9 protein-coding genes are annotated in these 18,037 nt (G+C 42.8%); 6 read left to right on the forward strand and 3 right to left on the reverse strand.

Features of this window, described 5'->3' with window-relative positions; all coding sequences use genetic code 11:
* Window positions 1-79: 79 nt before the first annotated feature.
* Window positions 80-2,200 carry a TonB-dependent siderophore receptor gene (locus HRU23_07265; GenBank protein ID NRA53929.1) on the reverse strand — a complete coding sequence of 707 codons (2,121 nt, stop codon included), beginning with the start codon at window positions 2,198-2,200 and terminating at the stop codon, window positions 80-82.
* Window positions 2,201-2,667: 467 nt separating this feature from the next.
* A complete protein-coding gene (locus HRU23_07270) occupies window positions 2,668-5,382 on the reverse strand; it encodes a TonB-dependent receptor plug domain-containing protein (GenBank protein ID NRA53930.1) in 2,715 nt (904 codons plus the stop codon).
* Between the two features lie 561 nt (window positions 5,383-5,943).
* Between HRU23_07270 and HRU23_07275 the strand changes: the two genes are divergently transcribed.
* From HRU23_07275 to HRU23_07290, 4 genes are all read left to right on the forward strand, one after another.
* Window positions 5,944-8,745: a cadherin-like domain-containing protein gene (locus HRU23_07275; GenBank protein NRA53931.1), complete on the forward strand. Its 2,802-nt coding sequence runs from the start codon at window positions 5,944-5,946 to the stop codon at window positions 8,743-8,745.
* Window positions 8,746-8,977: 232 nt separating this feature from the next.
* The gene (locus HRU23_07280) at window positions 8,978-10,414 is read left to right on the forward strand and encodes a glycerophosphodiester phosphodiesterase (GenBank protein NRA53932.1); all 1,437 of its coding nucleotides are present in this window, start codon (window positions 8,978-8,980) and stop codon (window positions 10,412-10,414) included.
* Window positions 10,411-12,882 (forward strand): hypothetical protein, encoded by a 2,472-nt coding sequence (locus tag HRU23_07285; protein NRA53933.1) that lies wholly within the window; start codon window positions 10,411-10,413, stop codon window positions 12,880-12,882. The genes HRU23_07280 and HRU23_07285 overlap by 4 nt, the downstream gene beginning before the upstream one ends.
* A 55-nt stretch (window positions 12,883-12,937) precedes the next feature.
* Complete coding sequence (locus HRU23_07290) at window positions 12,938-14,827, forward strand: hypothetical protein (protein NRA53934.1); 1,890 nt, start codon at window positions 12,938-12,940, stop codon at window positions 14,825-14,827.
* A gap of 108 nt (window positions 14,828-14,935) precedes the next feature.
* On the opposite strand, the gene HRU23_07295 is transcribed toward HRU23_07290, so the two are convergent.
* Window positions 14,936-15,949, reverse strand: a complete 1,014-nt coding sequence (locus HRU23_07295) for an AraC family transcriptional regulator (protein ID NRA53935.1) — start codon at window positions 15,947-15,949, stop codon at window positions 14,936-14,938.
* A 221-nt stretch (window positions 15,950-16,170) separates the two neighbouring features.
* On the opposite strand from HRU23_07295, the gene HRU23_07300 reads away from it, so the two are divergent.
* A complete protein-coding gene (locus HRU23_07300; GenBank protein ID NRA53936.1) occupies window positions 16,171-16,866 on the forward strand; it encodes a DUF3313 domain-containing protein in 696 nt (231 codons plus the stop codon).
* 94 nt (window positions 16,867-16,960) lie between these two features.
* Complete coding sequence (locus HRU23_07305; GenBank protein NRA53937.1) at window positions 16,961-18,034, forward strand: efflux RND transporter periplasmic adaptor subunit; 1,074 nt, start codon at window positions 16,961-16,963, stop codon at window positions 18,032-18,034.
* The last annotated feature ends 3 nt before the right edge of the window (window positions 18,035-18,037 follow it).

Genomic DNA, 18,037 nt, shown 5'->3' on the forward strand with positions numbered 1-18,037 from the left:
GTGGGTTTGGATTATCCCCGGTAAATTAAGCACCAGAGGATAGCTATTTTTAATCGCTGATTAGGCGATACTTGGTCGATTAAAGCTGATAAGTTAGGCCCAAAGTAACATTACGCGGGGCGCCATATCTGTATTGATCAAAGAAACCTACTTGGCTGTAGTATTTTTTGTCGAACAGGTTTTCTACATTCAACTGAACCTGTAATTTGTCATTAAAATCATAACGTGCCATCAAGTTTACTAAGCTGTAGCTTTGCTGGCTTAATGTTTCTGCAGCGCTAGTAATTGGGTTGGCAACATTTTGATATTTCTCACTTTGCCAATTAAGTCCGCCGCCAATCATTAAACCTTGCAGCTGATCTGAAAATTGGTAGGTTGAGAAAATTTTAAGTTGTTTACGTGGATGATCTGAGCTTATGACATTACCAGCAGCATCTTCGGCATTAAATTGCGAATAACCAACACTAATATTCCAGTCGGTGCTAGGCTGGCCAACGATTTCGACTTCAAAACCTTTACTCGTCGTACCTTGCGCTGCAAAAGAAGCCTCAATAATGGTGCCTGGCACGAAATGTCCGCTGTCAGTTTGCGCTAAGTTGTCTTGATCAATGCTAAAGATAGCGACCGAGGTATGCAGCATATCGTTGAGAAATGTGCTTTTTAGGCCAATTTCTTTGCTTTTACCTGTTAGCGGATCAAGGAAATCGCCATTACGATCAATCGCAGTTTGTGGCTTGAAAATTTCGGTATAACTGGCATAAAGTCGGTGATCGGCTGTCAGATCATAAAGCGCGCCAATATAAGGTACTAGTACCCCGTTATCACCAAAATCTACTGCTGCTCCGTAGCTGGTACCCTGACGTTGCCAGTTTGACAAGCGAGCACCGGTAATTAATTTTAAATTATCGCTTAAACTTAAGCGAGTCGCCGCGTAAAGCCCTTTTTGCTCGGTTTCAAGATCGGCCGCTACGGTACTTTCGGTTGCCCATTGCGGCTCTGCATATGAGCCATCCCATTGATTAAAATCACCGGTTGCTGCTGAACTTATCACCGCAAAGGTATTGGTAGTGGCTTGCTGCTTGCTCATTAGCGCGCCAACCACGAATTCATGCTCATGATTTAATAAAACAAAATCGCCTTTTAAACGAACATCAATGCTGTTTTGTGTGCTGCTACCGTTACTGTTATAAGCCCAAGCGTTTAGTCCTGTACCGTTGGCAGAATCGGGGGTGCCATAAAGGTAAAGTAACTTAGATTCTTGATTGTGCTCAATGTGATTGAAGTTGGTAATTAGCTGCCAGCCATTATTGAAAAAATGCTCAAGGTTGGCAAAATAATTGTTACTGGTGGTGTCCCATTGGGTCCAGTCTGCTGCGGTGGTAGTAGAGCTATCCCAGTTGGTACGACTGCCATCGCTATACCAGGGCGCTAAATTGCCCCACGTTGGTGAGGTTGGGGTGTTTTTCTGCTGGCTAGCACCGACGCGAAGCAAGGTGTCAGGACTTAGATCTGCTTCGACAACACCGTAAAATACTTGAGTTTGCTCTTGGTAAAGCTCAAGGAACGAGTCCGCTTGTTGATATTTAGCGACAACTCGTGCGCGGATTGTGCCGGCTTCATTTAATCCAGACGCTAAGTCAGCCGTTAGTTGACGTTTATTCCAGCTGCCAATACTGCTGTTAAGGTAGCCTTCAAACTCAGCGCTGTCTGCATGTTTGCGTACTAAGTTGATTGACGCAGAAGGGTCGCCAGCACCAGTGAGTAAACCAGTAGCACCACGGACAAATTCAATGCGATCGTAAATGGAAACATCGGTAATCGTTTCGCCAGAATCACCGGCTAAACTCCAAGCCAGTGGCACACCATCTACTTGATAGTTTTCAATGTCAAAACCACGCGCTTGAAACGTGTTACGGACGTTATCGACTTCTTTAACTGAGATACCTACCGCACTAACTGCAACATCGGCTAGGCTATCGAAGGCTTGATCTTTAATTCTTTGGGCGGTCATTACACTAACAGACTGCGGCGTTTCTCTTAAGCTAAGCCCTAATCCGGTTGCGGTATCAATGTTCTCACCGACTGTGTATACACCCGTGACTGTAATTTTTTCAGTTTGTTCGGTGGCCAATGCCAAGCTTGGATTTAAAGCAAAATTAACTGCAACAACCAGTGGCAGTAATTTAAAACGCAGCTTCATATAATGGTCCCATTTATTATTAATAGAAAAAAGAAGCGCAATGCTAATGTAAATGATAATCGCTATCTATAACTGTTTTTGACGGTTACTGATACTATTTTGTCATTTAATTTTTGTTACTTATTTAACTAGTTGAAATGTAAGCACTATAACAGGCTGTTCTATGTAAATGGTAATGATTGTTAATATCGATATTATTAAGGGTGTGCTGAGACGATTTGTCTTAATAATTAGGCAGGGGACAAAAAATGGCTAAAAGATCGCTGATCCGGCTATTTTTTGTCAGTAACAGAGGTTTAGCGTTACGAGCTAATTACAGAGCGAATTCAATGAGGAACCAATTGTGGCGGTGAAACAATGGCACCTGTATTTCTGGATTATTTTATCAATGTTGCGCTGGTAACGGCGTAACTTGAATTTTTAACTATCAGCGCACTAAACCGATAATGCGCTGATATGCTATTACCTTAATTAAAGTGATATTTCGCGGCCAACCAGAATTGTCGCCCTACTTCAATGCCGGTACCTCCGGTCGAAACTGTATAGGTACGGGTATTAAACACATTGCTGATGTCTGCGCGTAAATTTAGCTTGTGCAGATGGCTTAGCTTAAGATCCCAATTAAGCCCAAGGTTGACAAGTACCCGTGGTGAGTACGACTCTTTTTTGTATTCCGTTAATGCATAGGTATTATTAGTACATTCGTTACAGATGTTACTTAGTTCAGAAGACTCTGCATAGTCACCCGTTGTTACTGCTTTGTCATAGGCGCTGGTGTAAGTTGCACTAATGCTTGAGTTTAAGCGATCAGTCCAGCGGCTATTTATACCAAATTTCACGCTAATCGGGTTGCCAAAAGTACTATTAATATTATTAAGTTCAGCCTGGGTAATAGTGGTGCCTTCATAAACTACTAATTGATCAATTGACGCATCGTCTATGGAGTTATCATAGTCATCAAAATTAGATTTGCTGCTGCTGTAACTGGTATTGGCCCATAAAGAATGGTTGGCGATCTGGCCGCTCCATGCCAGCGATATGCGGCGGCTAGTACCCTTAGCGGTGTTGTCTTGCTCTATGTAGCTATACCCGTCGCTACCTAGATAATACTCGCCAGATCTCGCTAATTGATCTTGTTGCCAGCGCGCGACCATTTTTAACGAAATTTGGCCAAACTGCGCCAGTGACTGTTTCCAGCCGAGTACTAATTCATCGTTATATGGCGTTTTAAGGTTTTGGTAGCGATAGCGGAAATCACTATCGGAACTTGAACGTTGCCAGCCCTGTAAGTAACTGCCACTGATATCGCGATATTGAATGTAATAAGGTATTTGCGCTTCTCTGGTTTTGTAGGTTAATAAACCAGCATCATAATAACGGCTGGCCCCAAAGATGAGTAAACTCGAATTATCAGAAAATACGTCATAGCCAAAACTGGTGCGCGGCGCAATATTAACGTTGTCAAAAACGTCATCATAATCAATACGCATACCTAAATTAAGGCTTAAGTCGCCCCATTCAATGGTGTCGGTAACAAACCCATGCAACTTAATTAAATCAACACTGATATCTTCAGCACTATAAACAACGCGCGATTGAAAATATTGTGGGGCGACGGCTATATTATTTGAATACGCAATAATATCGTTACCATCGGTCGGATCGATTGCATGGCCAAGCTCTTGTTCGAGTTGAGCTAATGGTTTGTAATAACTAATTTCAACACAATCGAGCTGATAACCACTGCAATTTAATGGCTCGCTGGTTGGGGCAACTGGGTATATAAAGGCTGAATTATATTTATAACTGTCCTGAGCACGTTGGCGATCTAATTGTTCGTGTTCAATACCAAAGCCAAGTTTAATGTCATGGTATAGCTCACCGGTGCTTAATGAATTTAAAGTGAAAGTATTTTTCCAGCTGGTGGTTTGCTGTTGTTTTTCAAGTGAACCATAACCACCTTCTAATGAGTAAGGGTTGTCCTCTGAATTGCTGGAAGCTAGCTGGCCCCAATCTTTGCCGGTGGCTTGGCGCCAAATATAATAATGATCAGGTGCTTCACGGCTATTGTCACTGCTATTAAATTGTAACTTGCTGTTGGCATCGCCAAAATCGAATTGGTGATTGAGGTTAAGTGTGGTACCGAAACCACCACCATTAATGGTGAGGTTGCTGTTTAAGGTGTCTTTTAAGCCTTCTTCCTTTTGGTAAGGGGCATAAATAACACTAAAATCGATGCTATCAATCAAGGTATCGCGCTGTGAGTATTTTAGTAATACATTACTGCTGCTGCGTTCCTTAGTGGTATTTTGCTGTAGGGATATTCCACTGACGGTACTGGTTAAATAATTGCCACTTATTACGATGCCATGGTGTTGATTAAACTGATGGCTTGCCATCACATTATACGATTGCTTGTTGAATACCGGGACTATAGGTGTATCACTGATCGAATCTTCTGATTCAATAATGTGATATTGGCCCCAGCTGCTTTGAGTGCCGCGATAACCTAGGCTAAATGAATTTTGTTCAGTATCAAACGCGTTAATTGATGAGACACTGACAACTCCCCCCGAAAAGTCACCATACTCTGCAGGAATGTTATTGTCATACACATCAATTGATTGAACAATTTCACTGTTGATACTGTAAGTTTGTGGCGAGCCTTGCACATCGTTAATTGAGCTGATTGCACGATTGTACGCATTGGGATCTTGGCGGCTGTTGTAATTCATGCCATCGAGGAAAAATCCGGTCTGCCATGGCTGACCGCCAGAAATAGACAGCTGTTTGGCGCGTACGTCGGTTAACGCTTCTATCGAATAGGCGTCATCGAGCATTTCTACCCCAGGTAATAAAGCAACTAAATCATTAATATCGCCCGTTGTGCGGGGGCTTTGCTCAATAAATTTTTTGTCTAAATGAAAACGTCCGCTCATGCCAGAGGCTTCTAAACCAACATAACGGGTACCGATCACGGTCCGTTGCTCGGTGTGTAATTGTTTTACACACTCGGCCAGCGTTGCTTGGTCAGCTTGTGGATGTTTCTCATTACACTGTTGTTGTAACACTGTGTTTGCATCGCTTGTCGCTTTTTGCGTGTTAGCTTGCTGCGATAGAGGGGCATTTTGAGCCTGAGAGGCAAATGATATTACCAGTAAGCTGAAAAGATAACTGCGCATTTTAGAGCACTCCCTTGAGCGAGTCACAAGTGCAGTGCATTGAGACGTTTAAAATCGAGCAAGAGAGTTTACTCTTGGTAAAGCGGCGCATAGTTACCTCGTAATATTGGATAGTTAAAACGGGCGTATAATAAACGTAAACGCAATCGAGATCAATTATCGTTTGCATTATCAGTTACTGTTTTTTGTCGGGTTATTTTTCGTCATAGCTGTTTGAAATTGATAAGATCTATCAAGATGATAAAGACGGTGGCTAGCCCCATTAATACTGTAATTTTGGATGAGTCGTTATCGACATCGCAGAAAAACAATCCAATATTAATTGTATGATGCTAGCCAATGAGGATTGCAGAGCTTATTAATCGCGGTCTTAACAACGTTATTAATGACTCATTTAGCCAGCTAAGTTCACAGGTTTTTCATGCTAATTAAACTCAGTAACCTAATATAATAAAAATTGAGTAATTACTTTAATGCAATTGAGAATGCTAATAGATCTCATTAATATTATGGTGTAATATGCGCGTGTTTTAATCATATTAATTTAATGAGGTAGTAGTTATGCGTCGATTTACCAAGAGCAAACTCAGTTGCTCGATGTTTTTAATTTCTATGCTATCCGCTTGTGGTGGCTCTGAAAGTTCCAACTTAGCGCCAAATGTTAGCTCGGCTAATCTGGCGCCGATATTAACTGAAGACAGTGTTTTTCAGGGGGTAATCACGGCTACGGACGATAACAATAGCTCATTAAACTTTACCGTTGGTTCGGCTGCGTCACACGGTATTTTTGCGTTAAATAGCGATGGCAGTTATACCTATACACCAACGGCTAACTTTGTTGGTACTGATACCGTAACCGTTAATGTGTCTGACGGTGAAATGACGACAGCAACGACACTGACTTTCACTTCGACTAATGTCAACGATGCGCCAGTTTTACTTAGTCATAATGTTTCAATTGATCTTCAAGGGGTAACTCAGGGGAATCTGGTTGTTGAAGATGCTGATGGCGATGATTTAACGTTTGCGATTGTTACAGATGTCGATACCTTAAATGGTGCCTTAACGCTAGACTCTGCGACTGGTACTTTTACTTATACCGCCCAAGGTGAGCTTGACACTGAGTTTAGAATTTCATATACCGACGGTATTATTGATGAGCCGATTGTTGCAGTAATATCAATTCAGCCTAGTTATGTGACGAATCAAAATAAGTCAGACTATTACTATAGTTCGGAAAAGTCTCACTTAGTTAAAGCGCAAGCGGTATCAGCTGAGTTAACCGGTGATAATGCGGTTAACGAATTAACCTCGCAACTCGCTAATGGATATATGCTTGCGAGTGATCAGATTAAAGCTAATGCGTTATTAGACTCGATAGCCGAATTAGTGTCTCAAGCTAAAGCATATCGTTTATCTGCTGATACGTTACAAGAAAAGGGTGATTTTGCCGGTGCTCAAGCTTTACGAGTTAAAGCGGAAATAGCGTATAATTATTATTTAGGGCAAAAAGGCATCGCTAATATCAGCAGCAGTGATGCTTCTTTTATGTATGCATTGTTTAACGATTATATTGATGGCGGCAGCAGCAGTAGCAGCGAAAAAGCGATAGCTTATGGGGCGACGATTGCCACTTTTTCTGCTGAGGTTAACACCGACGTTTCCTCTAGACCCTATGGTTATTTTGTTAGTGCTTTGGCTAGTAGTGCTCAAGATCGTTTCAATCGTTATATTAGCGATCGTACAAGCAGTAATTATGATATTGCTCTGCAGGCGATTTCTGACTATGCAAGCTTAGCTGAAGGCATGGGCTATTTAGTCAAGTCTAGTGGCACCTACTATAGTACAGCCGTTTATAACACAGCAAAGGCGGCAGGTTTGTTCAACCGTTTGGGCGCGCAGGAATTGGCAAAAGAGTATACCGCCAAGGCGTTATCTTATTACCAAGCAGTAAATTACGATAGTGATTTTACATACCCAGTTAAAGAATACGCAGCAACCACGCTAACTAAATACCCAACAGGACTTACCGCAATCAGCGGTTTATTTGCCGCATTGTACCCAAATGAGCCAAATCTACCGTTGGCGTTAGTGCTTGCCGAGGAAGGGGCGGCAGACAAAGATTACACTAAAGCGGTTGAACTTCAATTGGCTTACACTGCTTATAATGCGGTTTTAAATGGCACTGATATAGCGACAGCAATTGTGCCACTTAAAGAACATTTCATTGAAGAAGAAGGCGACTACCGTAGCTACTACCAAGCGTTAGTTGAATATGATGTAAACAATCCACGTTTAGGCACGCTATTAGCAGAGAAAGGAGAAACAAATAAAGCGCTTGAGGTGTATCAGACCGCCTCAACGTTATTAACCAGTGAAGCTTATGTCGGCTCTCAAACCATGAGTATGTATGTGACAGGTTATAAGGGTTGTACACGCCTCACTCAGCTAACGATAGCAGCTGGTGGCGATAGCCTAAATCAAGCCGCAGAGTGCCAAAAAATTGTTGATCAGTATTTTAAGTTGGCGACAGGGAAATTCACACAAGATACGTTATTCGCGGCTAAGTACGAAGTAATGCGCGCACATTGGGACATCGAAAGTCTTGCTGCAATCGATGCTGTAGCTGTGACGTTAAATAGTGAACTCGAGAGCTTAGAAAGCGACAGTGCGACGCTAGAAGAGCAATTTGGACTGGCTGAGCGTTATTTGAAACTTGCCGGTTATTTAGCGACTTACCAGCGTTATGATGATGCTAAAGCTGCTTACACTACGGCAATGGTTAAATTGCAAAGTTTGAGCGAAAACGATCAAACCGACGCCGCTTTACTTAAAGATATTTTGGGTCTGGTTGAAAATGACATTGCGTCTTATGATCCTGCTAAAACAGGTGCCTTCGAGCGCAAAGCTTATTTAGTTGCGCTACGCCATGGAGCTGGACAATTTAATGAATATGAGAACCAGCTTAGCGAAACACTTGCAGCGTTAGCTAACTTAACGGCGGTGAACAATAGCAAGGTTGCACTGCTATCGGTTAATGAGCAGCAAGGTGTTATTGAAGATCAGCTATTGATTAATCTGCACGCTGGTCTTAATGATAGCGCTGATGCATTAATTAACAGTGTGGTTAACGAAGCGGTAGAGCAGCAGGAGCTATTATTGCTTAAGGGCGGATTCTTAGCACAGCAAAATGCATTTCCAGCGAGTAATATCGCCAGTGTCGATACTGATAGCGATGGCATGCCAGACTTCTTTACGTTAGAAGCAACAGCAGCACAAATTGTTGCTAGTGGCCTGACGATGGACAACGACAACGATAACGATAATGTTCCGAATGCCGCAGATATTACGCCGATTGGTTAATAAGTACTAATTAAGTAAAAACACAAGAAAGGGTGGAGACACCCACAGTAAGTGTTGAAAGGGCAGTGCAAGAGTGGGGAGACCTGATTTTGCACTGCCTTTTTTTGTCATGAGACGATAAATTGAACCGTTTGTGCGAGGTATTTAAGCAAGAAAGTTGTTCTCATCCGACTTTATTTTTTGATGTTAGTCTGTATACTCTGGTAACTTTTCATAAAAATCATAAGATTGCATGGCAGTTATATTAAATAGGAAGTTTAATTTCGGTCTACTTATCTTGGGAGTATTGATTTTACTGTCGGGGTGTCAATCGACAAGCAAACCAACCTCAACTGCCGATTTTCCGGCACAACTACTGTCGTTTCCGCGTGATAGCAAGATACTGGGTGACGATATTGTCGATGTTCAGTTAGCGTTGGCCGATCGTAACCTTTACCTGTCAAATAACGACCGGATTAAGATGTTGGCTACAGAGCAATGTAGCATAGATATTTCTGCTCATCGTGGTGACTTTCGCGAGCCAGAAAATAGCGCGCGAGCGATTACCAGCGCGTTAAAAGATAACTTTAATAGTGTCGAAATTGACGTGATGTTATTGCGAGATGGTACTTGGGTTAATCATCATGATAAACAATCTGGTCGTGCGACGGTTTATTATTCTGGCCAACGCCATAAAATAGAAAAGATGAGTCTGCGTAATTTTGGTGGCTTAAAGCTTCGCGCTAAAAACAGCAATGAGTTGCTGGATGAGCGCCCGATTACCGCTTATGAATCGTTTAAAGCCTTTGCTGATTATCGCAATAATCAGCAACAACTCAATGTTGAGGTTAAATCTGACGCGACTGGGCATCAGTTGAATAAACTCGACCAAATGTTACGTTTAACAGTTGGGCAAGGCGGGTTTTATTATTCGTCGTTAAATCGCGAGGTGTTACGTAAATTACGAGGCATTAATGCCAAGGTTTATATTGGCTTTATTGCCGGCGCACACCCAACGAGTGTCAGCAAGCTTCGCGCCGCACTGAAAAAAGGGGTGAAGGACGACAGCTTATATCGTCGGTATATGAAAGAAATTGAGACGGTAGGCAATTACTCGATCAAAAGGTACCGCGCCAAATATAAAAGCTATAGCTCCGCCGCTGCGATTAAAAGCCTGCATCGTGATTTTGGCGCCAACTCAGGACTTCACCTTGATATTCGCCAGTACGTAAGAAAACCAAAAATAAAACAGTATGCTCAGCGCTTAGGCATGAAGGTATACACCTATGCAATCAACGGTTCTGACTATCACCAAGGCCGGTTAGTTGCTTTAGGGAAAAATCGGTTACCCGACGGGGTGATTGTTGACGCAACACCGTATCGGTTGTGCCAAAAATTATTCAAACCATCAATCGCGGCTCAGCGCCATCATGCGTTAAGCCCAAGTGGCGCCTATATTATGAGCCTGCCAAACGATGCCGACTTTGACCGACTCGAAGAAATGCTCGGTTACCGCCAAGAAAATTATTATATTGCGCTTTCAAGTCGCCTCGCCCCGATTAAAAAATTGCCGAGTAAATCAAGTGTAACTAAGCGGCTTACAGTGGCTTTTCCAACGATTAAAGATCAAACAATAAAGTCTAATACCAGTAAAGCAATTGTGATTAAATTATCAGGCTATCAACAATGACCGATGAGCAGTTAAGTCCATTTTCAAAGCAGCTTTTAAACCAAGCGCCAACGCAAAACAAAATGCGCCAAGCCGAGCAAGTGCTAAAAACAAGCCAAGCTAAGCAAATTAAGCAGCAACAATCTCAAGCGTCTCAAGCAACCCAGGCAGCGCAAATTGCTAAGGTGGGCAAGCCGCTGTGGTGGCTGGTATTTATGTTCGTTTGCTCGGTATTGTATTTATTTCCTGAAGCGGTTTTTAACGCGGCGCTAACCGATGTTGCGGGTGGTAAAAGTTCGACCGACGATGAACTGCGCGCCATTGAGTTATTTGGCCGGGCAATTAGTGGCATTGGCGTTACCTTGTTGTTGGCCGACTTATTACTTAAAGGCAGGTTGTTAACCAGTGGCGTTAAAGCAATCGGCAGTTTGCTGTTGATTGGGGTAATTGTGTGGCCGACGGTTTTTTTTGGTCAAAAATGGTTAGTTGATCATTATATCGTTGATGCCTCTACGGGGGCAGAGCGGCAACGGGCTTATTTGTCGCAAGTTATTCGCCGGGCATTAATTGAAAAGTCGGTCGAGATAGAGGGCATTCATTACCAGCCAGATCAGCCGCACTCAGGGGTTGAAAAAACCTTTTTATCGGTCTTTGGTGGCTTGGTGTATGCCGACGATCAAGTTATTGCGACGTTAGAGCAGCAAAAGCGCCAAATTATGGAGCGGTTTGTACGTGATCACGCAATGTCTAGCTTTGATCAGCATTACGCGCAATACGATCAGTTTCGTCAAACCCTTAAGGGCCATTATACGACCTACGCGACTAAGTCTAATCAATATAACGATGCGATTGGTGGTTCGTCGCGCCGCTCTGATCAATATTGGCTCGACACTCAAAATGAGATTAAGCAAGGCTGGGCTAAATACCAAAAAGGGCTAACGGCCTATGAAGCACGGGTTGAAGCGCGGGCGCAAAAAATAGCTCCCAAGGTGTTTGATTATTTTAAACGGCGTCAAAAATGTGCAACTTATAGCAGTAACAGCAGTAAAAATCGTTGTTATCAACGACTGCAAAAGGGCTATGACAAAGAAATTAAGAAATATGGCATTGGATATATTCCGGCTAATGATTGGTTAAAGCGTGAAGAAATTAGCACCGCCAGCAACATCGGCAGCTCATTGCTAACGGGTGTCTTAACCGGTGGCTTATCGACAATTTTACAAGCGGCCAATGCCGCGATGGGTGGTGACGGTGGTTTTAAAGATCACCGAATGATTTTCACTAATGACGTTAACCATTATAAAGCGATTCTCATGGTTAAAATGGCGGGCAGTTTTGTCAAAAGTTCAGGCGGTTATCCGCTGGGCATTAGCTCTATTCATAAGTTTCGCCATCATAAAGTCACGGCTAAAAAAGTAAGAAAAAGCTTAAACGCTAAGGGACTTAAATTACCAAGCAGCTGGACGTTGGCCCAACGAGCCACGTTTAACCGCGCGGTATTAAATAAAGTGACGGCTCAGGCTAAGGCTAAATGGCGTAGTGGCATGCAAGCGCGTGGCAGTAAAATTGGGCCAAATTTATCTTGGCGTAAATTTCAATTACACCCAGAAATTCAAGCGCGCCTAGCAAACCAAATGGCCGAGCTATATGTTAAGCCAATGCTGGCTGATTGGAACAACCGCCAGTTTAAGCAACGGGTTATTGACGTAAATATTAAGCGTAAAACCAATGAATATCTTAAGGTGATGAACGCGCAAATAGTTGAATTTGAAGACGGCGGTTCGTTCGAGTCGACAGGCAAGGCGGCGTTGCGCGGCATTATTATTCCGCCGATTTCGATGTCGATATCCTTAATGCTGGTACTGCTTACACTATTAAAACTGCCGATAAAAGCGGTTGAGCTGGTTAAGGCTAAACGAGCGACTCAAGAGGTTACGCCAGTTAAAACCAAAGGCTATATTAGCGTCTTAGTTTCAGGTGCTTTAATCGCAGCTATTGTTGCTTTGCCTTTGCTTGTTGGTGGCAACAAATTTACCCAGTCTGGATCTGCGGTTAATTACTTCTTGGTGCAAATGGATAAAAATGACTCGGCGTTAGTGTCTTTCTCGCTTAAGTGGTTATTAACGACGCAGCCATTAGTGCAACCGACCGGACTTGCGATTGATAATCTTTTGGGAATAACGACCGTGTTTAACGCCATTAGCGAGCCGCTAAATCAGTTTGACCAGCGTTTTTTTGCTGAACATGAAACGAGTGAGTTAGCAGCGAAATCTCTCGGTAAGTCGTCTAATAATACGTTGCCATTAACCATTACCACCAATGTTAAGGGCGCTAAGGTATTTATTATGAATATCAAACCCAAATATAGCCCAGGCATGATGCTGCCCAAAGGCGCCTATGATATTAAGGTTGTAAAATCGGGTTATCAATCAGTTAGAAAGTGGATTTATTTAAAAGAACGCCAAAGCAGTTTCGCGATTAATTTGTAAATGATTTTTGTGTCATTGAACAGCAATAATATTAGCAGTGGATAGGGAATTAAAATTGACTACATTAGATAAGTTTCAAGCTTTTGTGCGAAAACAAGGCGAGGAAATTACCGGGTTAGCAGTACCAGTGGTATTAAGCGAGCAAGATCAAAAAAACTCGCCACTAAAATATACCTTTGGTTGGTCAATTGAAATTGGCGTATCAGGCCATGATCACGGGGCTTATTGTCCGTCTGGTGCTGGTGTTATTAATTGTGGCAACATGCAAGGCGCCAAAGAACAAGCGCACAGCGATGCTAAAAACTATATCAGTGGTCAGCACTCTTTGTTTAACGATCGGTTGCTCGGCAATTTATCGTCTAATGTCGCGACAAATTTTACGATGGGTAATACAGATTTGGCCAGTGCGCCTCATCGTTATACCGGATCTGATCCTTGCTATAGCTGCCATGGTCGCGGTGAAAAAACATGTGGTGGTTGTAATGGCCATGGCAAAACCCGTTGCAGTTATTGCAGCGGATCGGGGCGGGTTGATACGCAGCATTACGATAGCCAAGCGCAGCGGACTATTTACTCCACCAAGGGCTGCCCAACTTGTTATGGCAGTGGTTCAAACACCTGTAGTAGCTGTCATGGTAGTGGCGATGTCCGTTGTAATGTCTGTAGTGGTGGTGGGTACCTTTATTATAGTTTTACTATTGATGGCGAAGCCAAGCGACGTACCCGTTGGAGTTTTGAAAATAACGATCGCCATGACTGGGCTGAAAGCTTTATAAATAAGCGCGGCTTGCATATTATTTCGAGCCTAACAAATATCGAAGAAGTTGATGTTCAGGGTGGTTTTGACGGCTGTACCTTTGTTTATGCAATGGCTGCTACGCTGTCGACATTACAGTTCAAAGCAACGGTCGACAGCGGTGATACTCGATTATGCTTTGCTGGCAGCAATCATCTGGTGCACGACGCAGGCGGGGTGTATGACCCAGCCGTTTGGAGTATTGGCCAGCAATTAGGTGGCGGCAATCAACAAACAGACAAAGCAGTATTGGGAGTGCCCGTAATAAAAAGCATTCTTGAAAGCCATGAAACCGATGAAAAAGTGGATTTGGTGGAACAAAACTGGGTGTCAAAAGACATCGCTAAGGCAGTGGTTGATAATTACTTGGTGCTGGTGCAGCAATTAAAACAGGCGAGCACCCAAGGCATGTTGGGGCACATGATTAAAGGGCTGTGTAAAAATGGTTACTTACTTATCGGCGTTATGCTGTTGGCCGCATTGTTAATGCCTAGTTTTGCTGATGGCGTTGGCAGGCGTTTTAATCTAGGTATTTACCCGTCATTGGTCGATGATTTTTTTACGGGCTATTATGGTTTATTTGGATTGCCGCATTGGGCCAATTATGGCTTTGCATTAGCCTATGTTGCACTGATTTCTTGGGCTGTTAATAAATTATATTGGAAACGAATTGGTAAACTAAAAAATTATTCAATAACACTATTTATCGCGTTAACCATTCCTTATGTGCTTATTTTAGCGCTAACAACCCTGCCTCAAATGTTTAATACCCGTTACGATGTCGGTCAGCTAATAGCTGGTGGCACTGTGTTTACTGGCTTTTATCTGCTGTGTTGGTGTTTGGCTCGGCCGATAAAGTGGTATTTAAAACTGACCGCTGCAATGGTGTTTTCAGCATTATTATTGGGAGCCGAAAAGCTCAATGCCAGCTTTGAACTAATTAAGTTAACGCAAGGCAGTCTGCTTAATCAGTTTAAATTTATCATGGAGCCTGCTTTAAGTTATGTCGGCTCAAATGTTATTGAGCTGAGCATAATCACGATAGCGCTAACGATTGTAGTCGTACGCAGAAGATTATGGCTGAACACTAAATCGGTGGTTGTAGACTATGACAGCCCAGTGTTGCTAAAGTCGATGAAAATGGATTAACAGCGCTATTCGGTCGCTTTGCTCTGTAGGTTGTTAAAACTATTGCATGTTCAATTACCCTAATTGAACATGCAAGTGCACCACTAGCGATAACTTATACGCGACAACTTATACGCGAAGACTCGCCCGGTATTGCAGCGGTGATAAGTTTGTGTGTTTCTTAAAGGCGCGGGCGAATGCACTAGGAGAGTTGTAACCTAGCTGATAGGTTATTTCAGTAATTGAACAGCCGCTCATTTCTAGTTGTTGCTTAGCCAATAATAAACGGACTGAACTTAGCAATTGCACAAAAGATTGATTTTCAGAGTGTAACTTTCGTTGCAGCGTGCGTTTACTCAAGTGCAGCTTAAAAGCGACATTTTCTTCATTAGCGCAGCCGGTTGGTAATAGCTCGGTAATTATCTTGGTCACCTTGGCACTGATTTCACCATTTTTCATGGCACTGAGGTATTTATTGACCGCCATTTCGTTTATCTGTGCTAACTCAGGATCGTGACTTGGCAATTGCTCATTGAGCAATGATTTTGAAAACGAAATCCCATTAATCTCTTGGTTGTCGTGGATCGGGCACTGGAAAAAATCTTGGTAAGCTTTTTTGTTACCTGTGATCGCAAAGCTAAAATAAACACCGGTTGCCGGAATGTTTTTTGCCGCTGCGATGCGAAACATCTGCAGAAAAAAACCAATGCCGAGCTGAATACCACACGGGTGGCCCTTAACTCGCTGGGCTGGCGCTAGTTTTGAATGATATTGAATTAATAGTTGATCGCCTTGTTCAATCAGCTTGATTTGCATCGCTGAATTAATTAGCTGGCTTTGCTCGACAAAACGGCGCAGACCTTGTTCTAGGTTGGCACTGGCCATCCATGCGAGCCCAATACCCTTTAAGTAAGTCGGCTGAAATAGCGAAGCGGCCACTAAGCCCAACTCGTTATTTTGGGTGGCGTCGACAGCCAGCTGCCATAAATGAAACACTTGGGTCATCGGTACCTGATGTTCCTTGCTTGAAGGAGCATTAATATCTATGCCTGCTTGCTTAAAAAGAGGAGCGGCTTCAATGTCGTAAACCGACAGAGCTTGCGATATTAGCTGAAGGACAGTTGAAATTGTTGTTTGGCTCATTATTAACTTTACGTGGCAGCAATGTATAACTTGATCCTACCCTATTGCTGACACCAAATGGACATTTTTTGGCGCGCGATGTCGCGTAAGTGATATCGGAGATAATTAAAATAGCAGACAAAATTATTAAGGAATTATGTTAGTGATTAAGTAATAATTAATGTTAATTTTATAGCAGTAGCTGTATCTAATATTTGAAGTTTTCAAGGGTTTTATAAAAAATGAAAAATAAAATGAAAGTTGTTGTTAGTAACAAAAGTGGCTTGTTGCTGATGTTATGTCTGTTTTTAGCCGGTTGCAGTAATACGATACCTCAAGTGAAGTCGGGCTTTCTTGGTGATTACTCACAATTGCAGCCTTCGACTCAATATGACAATACCAGCATCTATCAGGCGCCAGGATTTGACCGGTCAAGCTTGGCTGCTGTTACAGAGATAAAACTAGAACCGTTTGAGGTATGGATTAAGCAAAGTCAAATAACCAGCATCAATCGTGAGCAGTTACTTGAGTTGCATTCATACTTTCATCGTGAACTGACCCAAGCACTAGCGGCAGATTATAAAATAGTGACGGTTGCCAGTGCTAATACATTAACTATCCGTGGCGCTTTTTCAGGAGTTAAACTAACCAAACCAGGTTGGTCAGTATTAGATGTCACGCCATTTCGAATCGTGATTAATTCTGGTAATGCCGCATATTTAATGGCTACTGACCAAAAAGATTTATTATCAGAGGTTTCGATTGAGGCTGAGTTTTTATTGGGTACTAACCCTAATCGCGTGTTTGCGATGACCGCGAGCAAAGAATTAGATGTAACTGTTAGCCAGCAAAGTGCTGGCAATGTCGACGCTGTGACTCAAGTACTCGATATTTGGGTAGAACAGTTTGCAGCGGCTTTAGCTAATGCTCGTCAATAGCTAGTTCGTCAAAATGAAGCGGATCAAGAACAAACGGATCTAGACCTAACTAATATAAGCACCGGTTTTATAGACAAACCGATTGGAGTGACCAATGTTTAAGCGTGATTTTATCAACAGAAAAATTATATTGTGGGCTGTTGTCGCCAGTGTTCTAAGCGGTTGTAGCGAGCCTGAGCCCCCGCAAACTAAAAAACCATTGCGACCGGTTCGAACCATGACGGTGGCAGTGCCAGATTTAAGTCGTGCTTATGAGTTCACTGCCGTGGTCGATGCGCTGCGTAAAGCAGACTTGTCTTTTAAGGTGTCTGGCGAACTAATTGAGTTTAATGTCAATCAAGGCGAGCGTGTAGTTAAAGGGCAGGTCATTGCCAAGCTCAACGATCGCGATCTTAAAGTGCAGCAGCAAGATGTAAAGTCGTCATATCAAAAAGCGACCGCAGATTACCAGCGCGCTAAAAAGTTGATCAGATCAAAGATGATTTCTCAGGTCGATTTTGACCAATTAAAAGCTCAATTCAACTCAGCTAAAGCCAAACTTGCAAGCGCTAATAATAACCTCGAATATACCGAGCTTAAAGCGTCATTCGACGGTGTTATTGCTAAAAAATACACTGAGAATTTTCAAGAAATTCAGGCCAAGTCCGCAGTAGTCGCATTACATGATTTGAGCAGTGTGGTGCTAAAGATTGAAGTGCCAGAAACCTTGATGATTAGATCGCAACGCCTGGATGAACCGCTAAAATTTGTCGCTACCTTTGCCGGTATTAGCGGGGTAGAATTTCCCGTTGAGTTCAAAGAGGTGGCGACTCAGGCCGATGAAGTTACCAAGTCTTATCAGGTGACTTTAGTGATGGTAGCCCCTAAAACTCATAACATTTTGCCCGGCATGACCGCTGTGGTTAAGGCGCAACGAACGCTGTCACAAGCTAGCCTGAAATCTCAGTTTTATTTACCGGCGAATACGGTTTTAAAAGATAGCAATGGTCATTATATCTTTAGCGTGGTGAGAACCGCGGACGGTGTTGGAGAAATTAAACGTCGCGCGGTCACTATCGGCAACATTACGCCGCTGGGCATCGAAATAGCATCTGGCATTAAGCAAGGTGATGTGGTGCTAACAGCTGGCATGAGCAAAGTTACTGACGGCATGGCCGTTAAGTATTAGAAG

The organism is Gammaproteobacteria bacterium, assembly GCA_013214945.1.
Taxonomy (GTDB): domain Bacteria; phylum Pseudomonadota; class Gammaproteobacteria; order Enterobacterales; family Psychrobiaceae; genus Psychrobium.